The 19249-nt window shown below is 61.2% G+C and carries 21 protein-coding genes; 5 read left to right on the forward strand and 16 right to left on the reverse strand.

Going from position 1 to position 19249, the window contains the following annotated elements; translation table 11 throughout:
* Positions 1-56 precede the first annotated feature (56 nt).
* The 3 genes from KYT97_RS12355 to KYT97_RS12365 all read left to right on the forward strand — a co-directional run bounded on the left by KYT97_RS12355 (position 57) and on the right by KYT97_RS12365 (position 4101).
* Positions 57-2204 carry a catalase gene (locus tag KYT97_RS12355; protein ID WP_219112396.1) on the forward strand — a complete coding sequence of 716 codons (2148 nt, stop codon included), beginning with the start codon at positions 57-59 and terminating at the stop codon, positions 2202-2204.
* A 322-nt stretch (positions 2205-2526) separates the two neighbouring features.
* Positions 2527-3843, forward strand: a complete 1317-nt coding sequence (locus tag KYT97_RS12360) for an APC family permease (RefSeq protein ID WP_116103679.1) — start codon at positions 2527-2529, stop codon at positions 3841-3843.
* A 108-nt stretch (positions 3844-3951) separates the two neighbouring features.
* A complete protein-coding gene (locus KYT97_RS12365; protein ID WP_165826239.1) occupies positions 3952-4101 on the forward strand; it encodes a hypothetical protein in 150 nt (49 codons plus the stop codon).
* Between the two features lie 165 nt (positions 4102-4266).
* Here KYT97_RS12365 and KYT97_RS12370 read toward each other — a convergent pair whose 3' ends face one another.
* The gene (locus KYT97_RS12370) at positions 4267-5520 is read right to left on the reverse strand and encodes a fatty acid desaturase family protein (protein ID WP_172936486.1); all 1254 of its coding nucleotides are present in this window, start codon (positions 5518-5520) and stop codon (positions 4267-4269) included.
* A 66-nt stretch (positions 5521-5586) separates the two neighbouring features.
* A complete protein-coding gene (locus tag KYT97_RS12375; RefSeq protein ID WP_092802765.1) occupies positions 5587-5742 on the reverse strand; it encodes a DUF6131 family protein in 156 nt (51 codons plus the stop codon).
* Between the two features lie 351 nt (positions 5743-6093).
* Here KYT97_RS12375 and KYT97_RS12380 point away from each other — a divergent pair, with 351 nt between their 5' ends.
* The gene (locus KYT97_RS12380) at positions 6094-6819 is read left to right on the forward strand and encodes a TetR/AcrR family transcriptional regulator C-terminal domain-containing protein (protein WP_033231553.1); all 726 of its coding nucleotides are present in this window, start codon (positions 6094-6096) and stop codon (positions 6817-6819) included.
* Positions 6820-6897: 78 nt separating this feature from the next.
* Here the strand turns inward: KYT97_RS12380 and KYT97_RS12385 are convergent, their stop codons facing one another.
* The 12 genes from KYT97_RS12385 to KYT97_RS12440 all read right to left on the reverse strand — a co-directional run bounded on the left by KYT97_RS12385 (position 6898) and on the right by KYT97_RS12440 (position 13519).
* Positions 6898-7230: a gas vesicle protein K gene (locus tag KYT97_RS12385; protein WP_045064356.1), complete on the reverse strand. Its 333-nt coding sequence runs from the start codon at positions 7228-7230 to the stop codon at positions 6898-6900.
* Positions 7223-7432: a gas vesicle protein GvpJ gene (gene gvpJ, locus KYT97_RS12390; RefSeq protein ID WP_033231554.1), complete on the reverse strand. Its 210-nt coding sequence runs from the start codon at positions 7430-7432 to the stop codon at positions 7223-7225. The genes KYT97_RS12385 and gvpJ (KYT97_RS12390) overlap by 8 nt, the downstream gene beginning before the upstream one ends.
* Positions 7429-8217: a GvpL/GvpF family gas vesicle protein gene (locus tag KYT97_RS12395; RefSeq protein ID WP_033231555.1), complete on the reverse strand. Its 789-nt coding sequence runs from the start codon at positions 8215-8217 to the stop codon at positions 7429-7431. Before KYT97_RS12395 ends, gvpJ (KYT97_RS12390) begins: the two co-directional genes overlap by 4 nt.
* On the reverse strand, positions 8204-8611 hold the full coding sequence (locus KYT97_RS12400) for a gas vesicle protein (protein ID WP_095886923.1): 408 nt from the start codon (positions 8609-8611) through the stop codon (positions 8204-8206). Before KYT97_RS12400 ends, KYT97_RS12395 begins: the two co-directional genes overlap by 14 nt.
* A complete protein-coding gene (locus tag KYT97_RS12405; RefSeq protein WP_033231557.1) occupies positions 8608-8898 on the reverse strand; it encodes a gas vesicle protein GvpO in 291 nt (96 codons plus the stop codon). The genes KYT97_RS12400 and KYT97_RS12405 overlap by 4 nt, the downstream gene beginning before the upstream one ends.
* A 6-nt stretch (positions 8899-8904) precedes the next feature.
* Positions 8905-9156 carry a gas vesicle protein GvpG gene (locus KYT97_RS12410; RefSeq protein WP_033231558.1) on the reverse strand — a complete coding sequence of 84 codons (252 nt, stop codon included), beginning with the start codon at positions 9154-9156 and terminating at the stop codon, positions 8905-8907.
* A 3-nt stretch (positions 9157-9159) separates the two neighbouring features.
* Positions 9160-9963 carry a GvpL/GvpF family gas vesicle protein gene (locus tag KYT97_RS12415; RefSeq protein ID WP_172936487.1) on the reverse strand — a complete coding sequence of 268 codons (804 nt, stop codon included), beginning with the start codon at positions 9961-9963 and terminating at the stop codon, positions 9160-9162.
* The gene (gene gvpJ, locus KYT97_RS12420; RefSeq protein WP_033231560.1) at positions 9963-10373 is read right to left on the reverse strand and encodes a gas vesicle protein GvpJ; all 411 of its coding nucleotides are present in this window, start codon (positions 10371-10373) and stop codon (positions 9963-9965) included. Before gvpJ (KYT97_RS12420) ends, KYT97_RS12415 begins: the two co-directional genes overlap by 1 nt.
* Positions 10370-11548 (reverse strand): SRPBCC family protein, encoded by a 1179-nt coding sequence (locus tag KYT97_RS12425; protein WP_172936488.1) that lies wholly within the window; start codon positions 11546-11548, stop codon positions 10370-10372. The genes gvpJ (KYT97_RS12420) and KYT97_RS12425 overlap by 4 nt, the downstream gene beginning before the upstream one ends.
* A gap of 5 nt (positions 11549-11553) precedes the next feature.
* Complete coding sequence (locus KYT97_RS12430) at positions 11554-12174, reverse strand: hypothetical protein (RefSeq protein ID WP_172936489.1); 621 nt, start codon at positions 12172-12174, stop codon at positions 11554-11556.
* 297 nt (positions 12175-12471) lie between these two features.
* Entirely contained in the window at positions 12472-13221 is a 750-nt protein-coding gene (locus tag KYT97_RS30875) for a hypothetical protein (RefSeq protein ID WP_242484614.1), read from the reverse strand.
* A gap of 103 nt (positions 13222-13324) precedes the next feature.
* Positions 13325-13519, reverse strand: a complete 195-nt coding sequence (locus KYT97_RS12440) for a CsbD family protein (RefSeq protein ID WP_033231564.1) — start codon at positions 13517-13519, stop codon at positions 13325-13327.
* 68 nt (positions 13520-13587) lie between these two features.
* Here KYT97_RS12440 and KYT97_RS12445 point away from each other — a divergent pair, with 68 nt between their 5' ends.
* Complete coding sequence (locus tag KYT97_RS12445; protein WP_155276674.1) at positions 13588-13746, forward strand: hypothetical protein; 159 nt, start codon at positions 13588-13590, stop codon at positions 13744-13746.
* A 761-nt stretch (positions 13747-14507) separates the two neighbouring features.
* On the opposite strand, the gene KYT97_RS12450 is transcribed toward KYT97_RS12445, so the two are convergent.
* Both KYT97_RS12450 and KYT97_RS12455 read right to left on the reverse strand, forming a co-directional pair.
* Positions 14508-16676, reverse strand: a complete 2169-nt coding sequence (locus KYT97_RS12450; RefSeq protein ID WP_172936490.1) for a catalase — start codon at positions 16674-16676, stop codon at positions 14508-14510.
* A 791-nt stretch (positions 16677-17467) separates the two neighbouring features.
* A complete protein-coding gene (locus KYT97_RS12455; RefSeq protein WP_219112397.1) occupies positions 17468-19123 on the reverse strand; it encodes an ABC-F family ATP-binding cassette domain-containing protein in 1656 nt (551 codons plus the stop codon).
* Between the last annotated feature and the right edge of the window lie 126 nt (positions 19124-19249).

The following is a 19249-nucleotide window of genomic DNA, read 5'->3' on the forward strand; positions in this document are numbered from 1 at the left end:
TTCCCACCACCTTCTGACTCGAAGTCAACTTTCGGAAAAGAAATCGAGGAGGCACAGTGCCCAAGAAGAAGCCCACAAAGAACCCCCAGATCCCCGGGGTACCAGGCCCAGTAACACCGCCTCTGGAAGAACCAACCGAGCCGAGCGCTCCATTGCCACCGAAAGACGATCAACGCGCCCCACAACTTCGCACTGCAACAGCCGAAGTCGTCGACGGCCCTGACTACGCGCGTGGACAGCAGGGTGAATATCTGACCACCGCACAGGGCGCCCGCCTTTACGACACAGACCACTCTCTCAAAGCCGGAGAACGCGGCCCAACTCTGCTCCAGGACCACCACTTACGGGAAAAGATCACCCACTTCGATCACGAGCGGATCCCCGAGCGCGTCGTTCACGCCCGCGGCGCCGGCGCCCACGGAGTGTTCCGCGCCTTCGGTGCCGCTGAAAAGGTCACCAAGGCAGGCTTCCTCCGCAGAGGAGTCGAAACCCCCGTATTCGTTCGCTTCTCCACAGTGCTCGGCTCACGCGGCTCGGCAGACGCAGTCCGAGACACTCGCGGCTTCGCCACCAAGTTCTACACAGCCGAAGGAACATTCGACCTGGTCGGCAACAACATCCCGGTCTTCTTCATCCAAGACGGAATCAAATTCCCCGACATCATCCATGCCGCGAAACCACATCCCGACCGCGAGATCCCGCAAGCACAAAGCGCACACGACACATTCTGGGATTTCGTCTCCCTCCACACCGAAGCCACCGCGCACACCCTCTGGAACATGTCCGACCGCGGTATCCCCCGTTCGTATCGAATGATGGAAGGATTCGGCGTTCACACCTTCCGTCTTCTCAACGACGACGGAGAAACCTCGCTCGTGAAGTTCCACTGGAAGCCGCGCCTGGGTGTGCACTCGGTGGTATGGGAGGAAGCGCAACTGATCAACGGGTTCGATCCCGACTTCCACCGCCGCGATCTCGCCGACGCCATCGAAGCGGGTGCGTACCCGGAATGGGAACTGGGCATCCAAATCTTCCCCGACACCCCCGAGCAGATGTTCGAGGGCATCGACCTCCTCGATCCCACCAAATTCGTTCCCGAGGAACTGGCCCCGGTTCAACCGATCGGGGTGATGAAGCTCAACGCGAACCCGACCAATTTCTTCGCCGAAACCGAACAGATCGCCTTCCACCCAGGGCACCTCGTGCCCGGTATCGACGTCACCGACGACCCGCTACTGCAGGCCCGCCTGTTCTCCTACCTGGACACCCAGATCAGCCGGCTGGGTGGACCCAACTTCGGTCAGATCCCGATCAACCGCCCACACGCACCGGTCAACGACACGTTCCGCGACGGAATGCACCAAAGCGCAGTACATTCCGGTGTCGCCCCCTACAAGCCGAACTCACTGGACGGGGGTTGTCCCTTCATGGCCGGCGCAGAGTCCGGGGCGTTCGTCGAAGTACCGGTAGCGCTCGAGGCCGCTACGAAACGTCGCGGCGCGCCAGCCACATTCGACGACCATTACTCGCAGGCGCGTCTGTTTTACAGCAGTCTCACTGTCATCGAACAAGACCATGTCGCACAGGCATACACCTTCGAACTGGGAAAGTGCTACGAACAAACGATCAAGGAACGAGCCCTCGGTGTGATCGCCAACATCGATCCCGACCTGTGCGCGAAGGTCGCCGCCGGCCTTGGCCTCCCGGCCCCGCAGCCGTCCGTCCCGTTCGACGACGCACCGATGCCTAGCTCTGCCCTGTCCCAGATCGGCGCGCAGTGGCCGGTCACCGGCCGGGTGATCGGCATCGTCGCCGATGAGAACTCCGACCTTCCCGCCGTCGAAGCGATAGTGTCAGGTCTCGCAGAAAGCGGGATAGTGCCGCTGGTGATCGCCCCGCACGGCGGCACATTGGTCTCGGACTCGGTCACTGTCCCCGTCTCGCGCACCTTCGACACTGCACGATCGATCGAATTCGACGCTCTTCTGCTCGCCGGGGCACCTGCAGACCCACGAGTGAATATCCTCCTGTCGGAAATGTTCCGGCACGGCAAGGCCATCGGGGGGTGGAACGACGGGATAACACTCCTCGGCAGCGCTGGCATCGCTGATTCGGACGGCGTCGTGACCGGGGAGGACGGACCGTCGGTGCTCGAACAGGTAGTGACGCTGCTCGCATCGCATCGAGTCTGGAGTCGACTCTGAGCAACGGCCGGTGAGTGGGCAGTTCCGATCGGCACAGAGGACTGGAAACTGCCCACTCACCGCGCCCGCGACGGTGCCGTCGCGGGCCAGCGAACAAAAGTCGAAGCGTCAAGATTTCAGCTCGAAGTCACGATCGATGGGTAAGTGACTGAATCTGAGTGGCGGCACGGCCACAGTTCTGAGTAGCGGCACAGCCACAGTTCTGAGTAGCGGCACAGCCACAGTTCTGAGTAGCGGCACAGCCACAGTGAAGACAGGATGACCCTTGCAGAAACGACGCGCCTCACAGTCGGTGAACCTGGACGAGACTGAACAGTCCGACATGAACGGACAGCGAAACATTCTCGCCCGGGCCATAACTGGGCCACTTCTTTTCATCTTCATACTCGGCGACGTTCTGGGCGCCGGAATCTATGCATTGGTCGGTGTCATCGCCGGTGAGGTCGGGGGCGCGGTCTGGGTGCCGCTCCTGGTAGCCCTGGCGATGGCGTTGCTGACAGCGACGTCGTATGCCGAATTGGTAACGAAGTATCCGCGCGCCGGCGGTGCCGCGGTGTTCGCGCAACGAGCGTTCCGTAAACCGCTCGTCTCGTTTCTCGTCGGCTTCTCGATGTTGGCAGCGGGAGTGACGAGCGCAGCGGGACTTGCACTGGCATTCTCCGGCGACTATCTCAAAGCCTTCGTCGACGTGCCCACTGTTCCGGCTGCACTCGTGTTCCTGTTACTCGTGGGCCTTCTCAACGCGCGAGGCATCAAGGAGTCGATGCGCGCAAATGTTGTCATGACAGTCGTCGAGGTCACCGGTCTGGTGCTGGTCGTCGTCCTCGCGTGCGTCGTGCTGGGGCGCGGTGACGGAAACTTGACTCGCCTCGTCGAGTTCGACGACAGCCGTTCCCCGGCATTAGGGGTGCTGGCTGCTGCGCTGCTTGCTTACTACTCGTTTGTCGGCTTCGAGACGTCCGCGAACGTTGCCGAAGAGGTGAAGAACGTGAGCAAGGTCTACCCACGTGCCCTGTTCGGAGCTTTGGTGACGGCAGGCGTCGCCTACGTGCTCGTGGGATTCTCGGCTTCGGTAGTTCTGCCCGCCGATGAACTCGCCGAGTCGTCCGGTCCGCTGCTGGCAGTAGTGTCGGCGGCCGACGTCGGTTTTCCACCTCGACTGTTCAGCCTGATAGCGCTCGTCGCCGTCGCCAACGGTGCGCTGCTGACGATGATCATGGCTAGTCGGCTCACTTATGGAATGGCATCCGAAGGGTTGCTTCCCTCATCGTTTGCGAAAGTACTTCCGCAGCGACGCACCCCGTGGTTGGCAATTGTCGCCACCACTGTTGTCGCCATGGGTTTGTGTCTGACCGGGTCGCTGTCTGCATTGGCTGAGACGGTGGTGTTGCTATTGCTGGTCGTCTTTATCAGCGCAAATATCGCCGTACTCGTTTTGCGTCGTGATGTGGTGAAGCACAGCCACTTCCGAGCGCCGACCATCTTCCCGATCCTTGCTCTTCTCACCTGCGTCGCGTTGCTCACGCAGCAGAGCGCGGCGACTTGGCTACGCGCCGCAGCGCTACTGGCGGTCGGGATAGTTCTCTACGCCCTCTCACACCGCGCCACGAAAAATGACACAACGAGCTCCAACGCGTAACCATAGGACGAGTTTTCTGCTACCGCCGCGCTCCCGCGAGGAGGCTAGATTGGTGTAGCGGGTCCTGGCAACTACAGGAACGACGAATATTCCGACCGAGGAGTTTAAATGGCGAAGACGGATCGCAGCGACAAAACCCCGAAGGCTGGACATCCCGGCCCCAAAGACAAGGGCGAGGGCGGTGGTATGGCTACGCGCGAGCAAGCCGCGGAGTCTGCTCCGAACTCAACTGATGAAAAGAAAAAGCGTCAGTCATAGTCCTGATTGATCAATCGCTTTGGATCAGGACTTTCCCTGAGTCCGGTGCCCAACGAACCGTCGACTGTAACCGATGTCGCGCGCGAAAATGCGAGGTACATGATTGATCGTCGAGTTGTCGTACAACTCCGACGAAGAATTCGTTGAGCGCCCGGAGTGGGTTGATCAGGCGTGGTAATCGCGCCGTTCGAATAGTGCGTTTCTCTGCCTATGGCGGCTGCTGGGCATCGTTCGTAGCGCCGTTCGAAGCCCGGTCCGCAGTCGTGGGGCCGACGTCTCGGACTTGGACAAGATGGTGCGGAATTTCAGTTCGGAAGCAGTCTCAGGGGCGTCGTCGGCTGTCGCACGGAGAAATCGGTCGGGCAGAGACAGTTTGTGAATGGTGCGTAGAGTTAGAAGATACTGCCGTGCAAGGGAACCCGTGGTGTAGGGCAGATCATATTTTTCGCACAGCGCACGGACCTGGGTGGAGATTGCCGCGTAGCGGTTGCTGGGGAGGTCTGGAAATAGGTGATGTTCGATCTGGTAGCAGAGGTTGCCGCTCAGGAACGCCATCACCGTCCCGGCACGGAAGTTAGCTGAGCCGAGCATCTGTCGCAGGTACCATTCCCCGCGAGTCTCGTTCTCGAGTTCGGCGACGGTGAACTTCTCGGCGCCGTCGGGGAAATGCCCGCAGAAAATCACCACATATGCCCATACGTTCCGTAGCAGATTCGCGGCCAGATTCGCCGTCAAAGTCCGTCGCCACCGACGTCCGCTGAGGGCGGGGAAGAACAAATAGTCCTTGCCCATTTGCCGGGCGATCTTGCCGACCAAGGCTCGTGTATCGGCAGATTTTTCGGAGTCGGTGTCGGCGTGGTCCTGTTCGGAATACAGGCTATGCAGGGCTATACCCCATTCGAACGTCGCCGCTAGCAACAGATTCCGCAGCGGCTGAAAGAGATTCCCCGGACGCCACGGCTGGTCCCGGGTGATGCGAAGCACGCCGTAGCCGAGGTCATCGTCCATCCCCACGACGTTGCTGAACACGTGGTGGCGATAGTTGTGGGAATAGCGCCACTGCGAGGAGAGCCCAACCATGTCCCACTCCCATGTGCCGGAGTGAATTTCAGGGTCGTTCATCCAGTCCCATTGACCGTGGGAGACGTTGTGCCCGATCTCCATGTTCTCGACGCTCTTGGCCACCCCGAGAGCCGTTGCCCCGATTACCCACGCGGGCGTGGTTCTGGTGCCGTGGATCAACAGCCGCGCAATGACATCGAGTACTCGCTGAAACGCGATGGTGCGGCGGATGTATGAGGCGTCCGCTCCGCCGAGCGATTCGGCGACTGCTCGGCGGATGTCGTTCAGTTCGTCGCTGAGCGACTCGACGTCTGCTGCGGCGAGGTGCGCGTATTCCTTGATGTCGGAAATGGCCATCAGTGTGTTCCTGCAGTGATTCCCGCGGGTGTTGCTGTCGTGACGCAGCCGCATGCGGGGAGGCGGTCAGTAGTAGTGGCGCCGACCGGCCACTGCGTGGCCCATCGAGCCCATAATCTCCAGCACCGCTCCGATGACGACGAGTGCGATCCCGACATACAACAGGACAGGGACGCTGATCACCACGCCGACGATGGCGAGGATGATACCGAGAATAATCATGATGATTACCTGATTTCGGAGTTGAAGGAAGGTACGGTGCTCTGCACGACATGCACGGCGGGAATCTTCTTCCTCTAGGGCGCTTCGTCGGTGCCGACACAGCGCGTTGTCGATGATTCGATGACGTGCCGTCCGATCATTGTGTGATGCTGCGCCTAGCCGTAGCCCCAGATGTTCGACGGCCAAAAGGAATTCGACGGTCGAAAGAGACCACAGGTGGTCTTTCAAGGCTCACCGGGGCCCTCCTGGCCACTACGTTCAATGTCCAGTGAACGCCGCGTTTCCCCAGCTGTCAACGCTGTATATCTACGCTTCCGGCCTACAGTGTTAGGTAGTCGAAAGGAGACGGCGATGGCGAAGTCCCCTGCACGTGGCAGCAGCCGTTCCGTCGACGACGGCTCAGACGGTAGCGCACTCACCAAAGAGCGAATCCTGGTGTCGGCACTCGAAATTCTCGATCGTGACGGCATCGACGGACTTTCGATGCGACGCCTCGGAAAGGCACTCGGACGGGATCCGATGACTCTGTACCGACATGCACCCAACAAAGCAGCACTCCTCGACGGGGTCGCCGAGAAGGTCCTCGAACAGCTTGTCGTCGACACCGACGACAACGACTGGATGACCCAGCTTCGCTCGATCGCCCGGCACTTTCGTCGCTTGGCGCTCGCGCATCCTCACGTGGTCCCCTTACTGGTCACCCGGCCCCTTGCAACACCTCTGGGAATGCGACCGCCAGGAACCCTGCGTCCATTCGAAGACATCCTGAGTTTGCTCAGCCGAGCGGGTTTCAGCGCTACCGACGCGTTACGCGTCTACCGGGCGTTGTTCGGTTTCCTTTTCGGACATATCCTCCAAGAGCTGCAGGAGCTCGTCGAACGACCCGACGAAACCGACAACTTACTTCGCCTGGGGCTGAATCGGCTACCGATCGGGGAATTCCCGTTGGTGCGTGCACTCGCACCGGTTCTTGCGTCCTACGACGGCGCCGCCGAACTCGAACGGGGCCTCGATATCCTCTTCTCCGGTCTGACCTCCACACTGACCTCCCCGGAAGGACGGACAGATACCAATTAATCGACAGTGGTTCGATGCGCGGCCCGCGCATCGGAATTCCTGTCCTATGACTCCTGACCTCAGGTGTCGTTGGACTGGCTATTCGTTGGACAGCAGCGGTCCCAGCGGTCCGAGGTCGATGTTGAGGTCTTCGGGTGTGAGACCGAAATGCTCCCTCAATTCGGCCATTCGATCCTCGAGCAGCATCAAAGTCGTGCCGATGCGCTCGATCTGCTCGTCGCTGAGATCTCCGTGCTCGACACGGCGCAGCGCCTGGCGCTCCATGAGTTGACGCAGGAGTTCGACGAGCGTGAGAACCAGGGTGACCAAACCACGTTCGACTGATTCGGGGTCTGCGTCGATCCGCTGTGGTAGAACGCGGCGGCCGAGGTCTGGGTTCGCATCCGAGTCGAAGGCCCCCGGTTCAGTCATCGGTGATGTCCGGTTCTGTTGGATCAGGAACGAGCGCGCTAACCGACGCGATCAGGGTTCGTAGCGAGATCCGCACCATGTCGACGTCTGCCAGCGAGAGAGTGATCTCGCCGGTGACGACAACTCCCCCGCCGAGCACCCGGTCGAGCAGGTCTACGAGAGCGATGCGACGAGTATCGTCGGCCGGGACCATCTCGCTCATCGAGTCACCATGTCGATCCCGGAAAATGAGTACGGGGGCCACGGTCCGGTCAGTTCCACTGTGATGCCCTCCCGTTCGGCGTCGAGCGTCGCAACGAAGGTTGTGAAGTCGTCGACCCGATCGTCGTCCACGAGGTAGGTGCCGTTGAAGATCATCCAGGCGCGTTTTCCGGACAGGACAGGATCGGTGACAGGCCGCCGGAGACCGTCGACGGCGCGTTGGAGTAGCGCAGCATGTAAGTCGTCTGCCTCGGCCGCTGCGCGCCGTTCCACGTTCTGTTGCGCAGTCAACTCGGCCCGGCGTCGAAGCAGATAAGCTGTTCCCTTTCCAGTCGGACTGGGCTCGGGTTGTTTCTCGGGTGATGTCTGCGCCAGCGCACGTGCATCGCCATAACCCTTGACTCCCCATTCGCTTCGCCCGGCCACGGAACGTAATGCGGCGCAGAACTTTTCACGCCCGACCTCGAGCAAACTGCGAATTCGGTCGTCGTCGAGGTACAGGGTGGCCAAGCGCAGCGGAATCGTGGGACCGCAGCGCAGCACGGCAGACACGACGCGCTCATGGGCTCGCGCGGTTGCTGCCAGCCAGTCGAGATCGTCGAGGTGCCGTCGCAGTGGAACCTCGCCGAATTCGTCGAGATCAACCGAGCCCACTACTGCCGCCAGGTCGGTCGAATGCACCACCCGCACAGCCTCACCCGCCACGCCGAGGACCCCGCTCAGGGACACGCCGTCGAGACTCTCGGACGTGATGGCGTAGAGCCACACGCCTTCATTTCCTGTCATCGTCTTCGTCCCAGCGCCGCGTCTCCACCTCGATCGGCTCGTCCGAGGTAAGTGCGGACTTCACTGACCTGTCGGCCTCGAGTTCGGCGATCCGTTCCCGCAAGCGTGTGTTCTCCAGTTCGACGTTGTTGTTCTTTCCGGTAAGCCAGGGATCGTGCTCCCACCAATCGATGCCCACCTCCTTCGCCGTTTCCAGCGAAGCGATCACGAGTCGCACCTTGATCGTCAGTAATTCGATGTCGAGCAGGTTTACCTGAATGTCCCCGGCGATCACCAGACCTTTGTCGAGCACCCGTTCGAGAATGTCCCCAAGGTTGGTCGACTGGCGCCCACCGCCCATGCCGCCACCTGAGACCTGTGGCAGGTTGCTCGAACCGCCGCCGGCGACGGTCATGACCGTCCGCCCATACCGTCACCCGCACCGCGGGCATAGCGGCGGGTTCTGCGATAGGACAGCAACTCTCCGTCCATATCCAACACCACCTCATATAGTGCGAGCATGTCCGTCGACGACGGGACGCGCCGATCCTCGATCACCTCCACTTCCACAGTCCAGCCTTCGTCGGTCGGCATCACCGACGTCGCACCCAACGGCTTCTTTCCAGTCAACTGCGTGATGTCGCGCAATGCGAGTTCGGCGACGTCATGTGCAGGCAGGGGCGGTGGCTCCTCTTCCACCATGGCGCATCACTCCTCCTCCTGAGTGATCGTCTGTCGTGTTGCAGCCATGTCGTCGAGGATGACCTGCTGCGCTTGTTGTTCTTCTTCCGCCGTGATCTCGCCCGCAGCCCGCGCTTCCTCCAACTCCTCGAGAGCGCGGCGTGCGCTGGCGGGATTGTGCAGTTCGTCCTCGACCTGTTGTTGAATCAACTCGGCCAGCGAGATCACCCCGCGCACCGGGGCGAGTGGCAGCGTGACGATGAAGGAAAGCAAACCCATCGGTCAGCCCTCCGGTTTCTGTGTCACCACAAAGTCGTAGGCCGCGAGCGGGCCGAGTAACCGCATCTCGACCCGGCCGTCCCATTGCTGCGCCAACTCGCCGACAATGTTCTCGAGTTCGTCTTGTCGTGCGACCTCGACGAGCACCGCCACTTGCGCGGCTTCCTCCTCGTGCGTGGGTTCCCGCACATTGAGGAAGTCGGTCAGCGCTGTGAGCGCATCGACCACCGCGCGAGTGTCTTCCTCTCGCTTGGCCACGATGGCGTTGCTCACGATCTCACCGAGGGCCATCCGCGCGTCACGAGTGACCTCTTCGGGCTGATCACGGATAGTGTCCCGCAGCCTGCTCGCCTGTTCGTTCTCTTCGATAACTTCCCGTAGGATCGCCTTTTCGACGTAGCGCCCCTTCACGATGTACTGCGCGAGTCCTTCGAGTTCTGCCAATGCTGCGGCGAACTCGTCGGCGTGTGCTGTGAGTAATTCGTCCTTCACGGCGTCAGTGTCGGTGAGGACCGCCCCGAACCTCAGGGGAAGAACGGGTGCCACGCGAGCAGTTCCGTTCAACAGATTCGCGTGGGCTTGTAGGTCCTCAGGCTTACCCAGCCGTCTGTCTACCGAGATTTCGCTGACGAGCGCGGCAATGTCGCCGTGTGTGACGATGCTGACCGCTTCGTCACACACGCCGACTGCGTCCTCTCCGGCCTCCACATCTGCAGGCACGATGCCGTACACGTAGATCCCGCTGGTTCGAGGCTCCTGACGCGCGCCGGCTGCTTGGTTCGAGGTAGACGTATTCGACGTGGACATCATCGGTCACCTCGGCTCGACTTGCGTGAAACTCGTTCGCGCTCAGGCTCTTCCTCGCCACCGCCGAGGATTCCGCCGAGCTTCTCGCCAGCTGCTTCGAGCGCGCCCTTGGTTTTCGATTTGGCACCGCTCTCGGTGACATCCCCGACCAAATCCGTCAGTCCCTTGGGTTCATCGCCGATCTCGAGCCGGTTCACCGCCTCCGCGAACCGCAGATAGGTATCGACACTGGCGACGACTACGCGTGCATCAATGGTCAGCAGTTCGATACCGACCAGGGAGACACGCACGTAGGCGTCGATGACCAGGCCCTTGTCGAGGATGGTGTCGATGACATCGGCGAGGCTACTCGAACTAGGCCCGCCGCCGACTGCGCCGCCACCGCCTCCCGCGGGTTGTATCGACGTCATCGTCGTGCTCCCTGCTTCGAACCCGTGGACTTTGCTGCCGCGGTCTTGCGTGGGCGGCCTCTACGGGCCGGCGCCTTGTCCTCACTCGCGGGCGCAGTTTTGCGGGGGCGTCCTCGGCGTACCGGCGGAGGCGGTGGCTCCTCCTCGGGCTCTTCCTCAGGTTCCTCGTCCTCGTCTGTTTCCTCAGGTTCCTCGTCCTCGGGCTCTTCCTCAGGTTCCTCGTCTTCGTCTGTTTCCTCGGGCTCCTCGTACTCGTCTGTTTCCTCGGGCTCCTCGCCCTCATCCAGTTGTGTTTCGTCCTCCTCGGCCTCCACGACCTGGCCGTCCCGGATTTCTCCGCGCCAGCCCTCGATGTCATCGGGATGGAGAATGGCCTGCGTCATGACGTGACGTTGAAAGTGCTTGAGTTCCAACCGTGCTCGCCGTCCAGGCGCACGCCACAGGTTTCCCGTCTTCTCGAAGAAACCCTTCGGTTGATATTCGAGGATCACGAGGATGCGGGTCAGATCTGGCGTTACCTCGTGGAACGTCACCGCTCCGTCGACGTAACCTTTGGCACCCTTCGAACGCCACACGATCCGTTCATCGGGAACCTGTTCGAGGATCGTCGATTCCCACGTTCGGTGCGACAGGAAGACCTGGGCCTTCCACTCGAGTTTCTCGTCCGATTCCTGCTCCACTCGTTCAACCTTCTTCATGAACGACGGAAAGTCGGTGAACTGAGTCCATTGGTTGTAAGCCAGTTGAACAGGGACCCCGACATCTATCGATTCGATGATGTTGGTCAACTTGAGCTTCTTGCCCTTACCCCCGCCCTTTCCGCCGTCCTTGCCTCCACCATCGCCGCCGCCGGTGACCGCGTCCTTGACCTCGGAAGCCCTGTCCTTGACCATCTGCTTGGCGCCCTCCCAGCCACCGCTCACGGCTGACTTGAGGGGCGACTCACCGTCATCCGATTTCTCGGAACCGGTAACAGCGGCGAGCAACCCGCCGCCGCCACCCTCGGCGTAGTCGTTGAGCCTTTCCGAGGTGTTCGACACAGTTTCCGAGACCGACGACAAGGCACGTTCAGCCACCGCACCGAGTAGCTTTTGGAACGAGTCCTGCAACACGCTCGACGAACTGTGTCCGTCACCCGGTATAGCTTCTTGTAGTTTCTTCGCGGCGTTCGTCATCGTCATCATCTCCGTGAGCGCCGGACTGGCGCGGAGTCCGTTGCGGCTTTAGCTCGTGTTCTGTGGCTGCTTTCGGTAGCCTCTTCTCCCTCACCCTTGTCGGACTTGGTCTTCCGCGTCGTCCCACTGGATCGGGTGCTGCCGGTACTCGAGGTGCGGCGGCGCGGCGCCGGACGCTTGCGTGGAGTCGACTCCTCTTCGTCAGGTGCCTCGTCTTCTTCATCGTCACGCGTGTCGTCGTGCGAGTGAGCGCTTTTCTTGCGGCCGAGCCTCCGTACCCCGGCGACGTCACCGACAGTGTCGGAAACATCATTGACAGTGCCCGATACAGGGTTGCCGCCGGCCAACAACCGGTTACTCAGAGAATCGATGCGTTGACTGGCCGCCGTGACTGCTGCGGCCTTCGCTGCGCTGACCAATTCTTCCTTGACCACGTCGCCGATCTTGGCGGCCTCCGGCGATTTTGCCAGCATCTTGGTGCCGCGTTCCAGCAAGTCACGCGGTCCGCCGGGGAAGCGGCCAGTCGCGCCCGCGGCCGCGAGCATCAACGCCATCTTCATTCTGCGGGTGCGGCCCAGCATGTAGCCCGCGCCGACTGCCAACGCCACTTGACCTTTTGCTTTCATTGTCGAACCCCTTCGCCGAGTAGTCATAGCGCACCTCTTGCCAAACGTCGGCAATGTGTCGCAGGACGGTTCTCGGAGGTGGGCCGCACAACCGTGTGCGGTAAGGGTGCGCATTTCGACTACCCTGCCCGTAGGGCACTCAATCATCAGCAGAACACTTGATTCGGCCGAGTGTTGGTTCCCGCTTTGCACCAGGCGGCCATCGCCGAGTATGTGGGTCGTGCGTGATCACCTCCGCGACCGTGTCGATGGGACTGACGTGCGCGTTGTTGTTCAACAGCTTTCGACGGTTGTGGCCTATTTGGCGGCGGCTCGCACCGCTGCGATCACCCCCGCGACAATGAGCGCCAGCACGAGGACGACGAGCAGCACCGGCCCGAGCAGGAGCGCAAGGGCAAACAGGAGGACGAGCATGACTTTCGTTTTTCCACTCAGTCCTGACACCATGCCTTTGACCGCGGGCAATACAGGATTCTTCCCCGTCAGAACTGCCCGGACGCCTGCCAGCCCCGCTGATACGCCCGGCCCGTGGGGTGTGGCCCCTTCGACAAAGGTCTTCATCCTCTCCTGGAGCTTGCTCCTCACCGCCCCTACCCGATCCTGCACCGAATCAGCAAGGTGAGTGTGGGTTTTCAACCACTCGAGGGCGGCCTCGACCGATCGCCACACCGGACCGCGAGCGGTGCCGGTGGAGACGCCTTCGGGGGCAACCGTGGCACCTTGCTGTGATTGCCGCGGCTTTGATCGTCGTGTCGGCTCCGCGCGCTTTGATCGTCGTGTCGGCTCTTCGCGCCGTGGTAAGCCGCGACGAGATGCGACGGTGGTCGAATCCGCAGTCGCCTGCCGCGCCGCCAGGGCTTGCGAAGATCCCCACCCCAACCTTGGTGAAGCCTTCGACGTCCGCGCCGAACGCGACGTGGCGGACACACCTCGCGTGGCACTGCCACCGGCTCTACTGCTGCGTGCCGTGCCTGTAGTGGGTGTCGCGCCCGTACGTCGCGTCGTGGCCGGTGCAGCCCGTCCTCTCGTATTCTGTTGTGCACTCATACTTCTCGCCTACTCTCGCGTGCACAGGCACCTCGCAGCGCGATCCTGACGTGCACCAGGATTGATTGCTTATTACCCCAACTAATGACGGTGCGGGACCAAGTCAGTGCTTGAAGATGTGTTTGACCTTCTGGCCCGCCTCCTTGAGCTTGTCGCCGGCTTGTTTGGCCTGGCCCTTGGCCTGGTCTGCGCTTCCCTCGGCCTCCATCCTTTCATTTCCCAGGCTTTTGCCGACAGTCTTCTTGGTAGCGCCCCCGGCAGTTTCGGCCTTGTGTCGGATCTTCTTCACGATGCTCATGGCGTTTCTTTCTCTACGGCGATCGGCGGCCGAACGGTTTTGCCCAGTCGTCTTCCCCTGGATCGCCCATGGTGATCGACGTCGTAACTGCAGACTCCGAAGTTGCCCGCTATCGGATGTGCATGACTGCAGTTGCTCAACGGGCGCGCGACTGCAGCGGTCGCCGCGAAAACCAGGACGACCAGTCCGAAGACGATGAGCATGACGGCCTCCCGGCCATGGCGTAATGCCTAGTCAACGCCGCATTCTGCAGCGCGTCAACACCGTAGGTCTCGCTGATGGCCCCGGGGTGAACCGTCCGCGACACCAGGTCACTCAATTACGTTGATCAGCAGCGCGATTCCGTCATTTGTCCGGAGCGCGCAACAATGCGCGGACCCTCCGTATGAAGCGCCCCAAGTTTGCTACGCGTGAAATTCGTTCGCTACATTTTGCGAACGCAGCGAGGATCGCCTCGGAAGTCTTGGTCCAGACGAAAGGTTTCGGGTTCTCCCATCTCCGCCGCGAGTGCTCACAGCTTCCGTACGCGCGATCCGGAACGCGCCCGCGGCGGACGCGCGTCGAGATAGGTCGCGCAGTAGGTGGTCACTGTGTGCGGCATTCGCCCGCCTCACAGACTCACCCGGTGGGGCGTTTCCGGCCTCAGGAACGTACACCAGCATGAGACGCGAAAGTTACTGCACTACAATATGATATCAATCTAGTCGCGAAATACCTGCGGCGTTTCCGGAAGGTGCCGGCATGCACCTCGACATTGCGACAGGATCTTCACGATGATGTTGTCGACCCCTGCACCGGGCGGATTGTCGATCCTGACAGGGGCTGCGCTCGCCGTACGTCTCGGTGGCTTCACAACGAGAGGTCCCCCGCCCGGCGCCCCGGTAAACCCAGGAAGCAGCTAAACCATGCGTCACAACGTATATATGGGTTCGACTGCTTTCCTGGATAGGCTGACCAGTATCATCCCGCTTCGACGGACCGTCCCGTGTCAGGCGGTCGGTGGTACCTCGAAGCGCTCCCATACCCGGTGCGTCTTCAAGAGCTGGGCGACTGCGGCCAGAGCCGCTTCTGCATCCGCATCAACTCCGACGCCTGGTGCAGCCTCGTCGATACCGGCAGCAGCGAGCACACCCGTGTTCTCACCCCAAACGCCAATCGCCTTGCAATGTCTGTACATTTCGTTGAGAAGCGTGTCAACACGGGGATCCAGCTTGTCTTCGTCGATCCTGAACGCGTCACCGCTCAACAGGATTGCATCGAACTCGATCGAACGCGCTGTGAGATACGTCCTCTGCACGGTCACCGCGTGCTTCCCCTCTCCGATCGTCCCTCCGTGCGGTCCGAGGACAAGCGGCACCATACCGGCGTCGACAATCTTCTCGCGCACAGAGGCGACGGTATCCAGATCGGAGTTCTCGTCGACGGCCAGCGCGATAATCCTGCCGTCGACGGGCCATTCCGCGCCCACTTGCGAGAGCGCTGGGCTCGGCTCCGAATCCTCCAGTGGCTCTGTAGGTTCGGGGACCTCGAGCCCGAGCCCCCTCGCCACCGTCTTGGCGAGCACTGGGTCGATGTTCGCCAAAATCTCCAGATTCCGAATCTTGATGTTCTCCTCGAAGCACTTCCCCAATTCGAAGGTATATGCCCCTGCGACGTGCTCCTGCTCGATCGGAGACAGACTGCGGTAGAACAGACGCGCCTGCGAGAAGTGATCGTCGAACGTCGCCGGTGCCTGACGCACCTTACGGCCTGAAACTTCTTCGGGCACTTCGATGTAGGCGGCGCTCTCTGCCGAGGCCAGGAACGGGCAACCCCCATCGAGCGAATTGGGATGGTACGGCGCTACCCCGGTGTGGACCCCGTCCTGGTGGAAGCCGTCGCGAAGCATGTCGTTGACGGGTACATGAGGACGGTTGATCGGGATCTGATCGAAGTTGGGACCGCCGAGACGCGTGATCTGAGTATCGAGATACGAGAATAAACGTGCCTGCAGCAGAGAATCATTGGTGATGTCGATACCTGGCACCAAATGGCCCGGATGGAATGCAACTTGTTCGGTCTCGGCGAAGAAATTGGTGGGGTTGGCGTCGAGTGTCATCGTTCCGATGATCTGAACCGGCGCAATCTCCTCCGGAACGATCTTCGTGGGGTCCAGCAGATCGATGCCTTCGAACATTTCGTCTTCGGTATCCGGAAACACCTGAACCCCGAGATCCCAGGACGGATACGCGCCGGCTTCGATGGCATCCGCGAGGTCGCGGCGATGGAAGTCCGGGTCTACCCCACCTGCTATCTGAGCTTCCTCCCACACCAGCGAGTGAACGCCTGCCGCCGGTTTCCAATGGAACTTGATCAAATTCGTTTCACCGTCGGGGTTCACGAGTCGGAACGTGTGGATGCCGAAGCCCTCCATCATGCGATACGAGCGGGGGATGCCTCGATCGGACATATTCCACAACGTGTGAGCGGTCGCCTCGGTGTGAAGGGAAACGAAATCCCAGAACGTATCGTGCGCGCTCTGTGCTTGCGGGATCTCACGATCCGGGTGAGGTTTCGCAGCATGAATGATGTCGGGAAACTTGATTCCGTCTTGAATGAAGAAAACCGGAATGTTGTTCCCTACCAAGTCGAAAACACCTTCGTCGGTGTAGAACTTAGTGGCAAAGCCGCGTGTGTCTCGCACGGTGTCCGCAGAACCTCGAGAACCCAGCACCGTCGAGAATCTCACGAATACCGGGGTCCTTGCGCCCGATGCGAACATGGCTGCTTTGCAAATACTTTCGGCTGCCCCATTAGCCAGGAACGTTCCGTGTGCAGCGGCACCACGTGCATGCACAACCCTCTCAGGAATTCTCTCGTGATCGAAGTGAGTGATCTTCTCGCGAAGGTGGTGGTCTTGAAGGAGGGTCGGCCCCCGCTCACCTGCAGTGAGTGAGTGGTCGGTCTCGTACAGTCGCGTCCCCGTTGCAGTAGTGAGATATTCACCCCGCTGCCCGCGGCCGTTACCCTTCACCTTCTCTTCTGCGCCCGCAACAGTGCGCACCTCAGGCTGTCTCTGGTCGTCCTTGGGAGGCAGCGGTTGGCGGGGCTTGACAGGCTCGCGCAGGTCCGGCGTTTGCGAGGATGGTGCGCCTGGGACGGATTCAGGTGACGGCATTGAACAACTCCTCTTGATTACAGGATGGATCGAGCAACCGAGCACTTCGGCTCAGGTACGCCCCGAACCGAGGGTGACGAGTGGGCCTCGACTATTGCTCGGACCGTTGTCGTGCTTGGTCCGCGGCCGCTTTCGCGCGAGCTTTCTCGGCTGCTGCTTCATTCTCGGCGACTTCCGCTGGCTCTCGGCCTTCTCCCGCTAGGCTCGTCCTTCCCGAGACAAGCTGTCGTTACCGCTGACCACACCAGAAGCTTCCTTCGCCTTGCCCTTGACGCCTTCGACGCCTACGCAGGGACTGCTCCTGTCCTCCGGCATGTGAATCCTCCAGTTTCGGTACGGAGACATACGTTGCGATTCATACACTCAAGGCACTACCCGAAGCTAGATCTGACAAACATCGGTGTCAGTCAAGGGATCGGCGCCGATGGCTTCGCGGCCCGATTGACGTCACTCGACAAGACGATAGCCACGCTTGACGTGCTTTCCTTAATCGCCGAACGGCCACAATGGAGGATCGCCTGAGGCCAAGTAGATACGTGCGAGAATGCCTCATTCGACTCGATCGGGTCGGTATTGATCGGCCTCGGCGGTTCGATGCGCGTTCGGTTTTGCGGGTGGCGGGCGGGGTCGGTTGTTGGGCGGTGGCACCGCGAACGTTCAGGACGTTCGGGATCTCCATACGGGAAGCAATCTCAGAACATCGAGAGGCATTCGTACACATCAGCTTTCCCATTGCGACGCGGTGGGATCAGCCCCGCAACGATGAAGATCGCTGGTATCGGAATTGTTGTTCATACCGATTCCCCGCTCAGGGCCGTTTCAGTCAATTGCAGTGGGGGCCAGTCGTCGACGTCGCGAAGAAGTTGGCGATCGTGGGTGGAGAGAACGACCGCGGCGTAGGTCGCGGCCAATGCCTCGGTGAGTTCGTCGACGAGGGCGACTGAGAGGTGGTTCGTCGGCTCGTCGAGTAGGAGCACATGCGGCTTGCCGGCTAGTACCATCGCGAGGTCGAGACGACGTTGTTGTCCCATCGACAGTTCACCGATCCGCTTGCTCGATTCACGCGCGCGCAGGAGGCCGAGGTGCGAGAGCCCGATTGCATCGGACGGCTCGAGTGTCCCCGCTGCAATGAGCGCGTCGAGGTGAGCGGCATAGACCTCACCCGCCCGCCTGTGCAGGGGCAGATCGGTTTCCTGACGGAGGTACCCGAGACGGGTGCCCTGCGACCTCCGGACGGAACCCGTACTCGGTTGCAGTTCACCGGCTACCACGCTCAACAGCGTCGACTTCCCGGCACCGTTGGGGCCGGTTACGACGAGGCGATCGCGGCGAGAGAGCGTAAAGGAAACCTGGCAGCCCAAGCGCGCCGCTACGCAGACCCGATCCGCACTCACCAACACCTGACCGGCTGTTGTTGCTAGTTCAGGGAACCGAAATTGCTGGGGTGGTTCCGGCACCGTCACCGCGTGCGCTTCGAGCTGCTCCTGGCGGCGATGAACGCTCTGCACGAGCCCGCCCGCGCGCGTCGCGCGACCGTGCTTGTTCGTTCCCTTCTCCGGTCGCCATCCAGATTGGAGACGGTTCTGCGCTGAGCTGAGACTGTCTTTCAGTCGGGCATGTTCGGCTTGTTGGTGGTCGTACTTCTGTTCCCAGAGTGTGCGTTCGGCGAGGCGGCCCTCGCGGTAGCCGGCGTAGCCGTTGCCGTACAGGCGGATCCGGTCATCGGGTGAGGGATCGAGGTCCACGATGGTCTCCGCAACATCGGAGAGCAGTGCGCGATCGTGGGTGACGACAACGACGCCTCCCTGGCGCTCTCGCAGCCGCACAGTCAGGAATTCGAGACCACTTCGGTCGAGGTGGTTTGTGGGCTCGTCGAGTAGCAGGAAATCGTCATCGGCACCCAGAAGGCAGGCCAAACGTACGCGGTATCGCTGCCCAACGGAGAGAGTGTCAAGCAACCGGTCAGGATCGGTTTCTGCGTCGAGCGCTTCGAGGGCTATGTGCACCCGTCGCTCGGCATCCCAAGCGTTCAGCACTTCGGCATATTCCAATGCGGCCGAGTATCGCTGCGCGCCGTCGGCGGTTCCATCGGATATCGCGAGTATGGCAGCGTCGAGTGACGCCAGCGCCGCGATCGATTCGGCTATCGCCTCCGCGACGGCTTGACCGACTGTTCGATCGTCGTGCGCCGGCATCTCCTGCTCCGCGACACCAAGTGTTCCGATGCGTTGCACCGTGCCGGAGTCAGGACTGAGGGTTCCGTCGAGCACGTGGAGGAGGGTGGATTTCCCTCGCCCGTTCTCTCCCACAATGGCGATACGCGATGTAGGAGTGACATTGAGGTCGACGTGGTTCAAGACCGGGTTCGCACCGCGCATCACCGATACGTCGGAAGCGATCAGCTGGGCGCGTTGGCGCATGGATTGAGGGTTCGTAGAAGTGAGCATTCGGATCCTTAGAGAAGGCCCACCGGCTGCCAATGGCAAACAGGTACGCCGAAGACGGCGACCCCACGCAGGGGTCGATAACGAGCGGCCGCCGCAAGCTCGGATGACTCGACGAGCGCGGAAGGC

Origin of the sequence: Rhodococcus globerulus (assembly GCF_019334125.1) — a bacterium.
Classification (GTDB): Bacteria; Actinomycetota; Actinomycetes; order Mycobacteriales; family Mycobacteriaceae; genus Rhodococcus_F; species Rhodococcus_F globerula.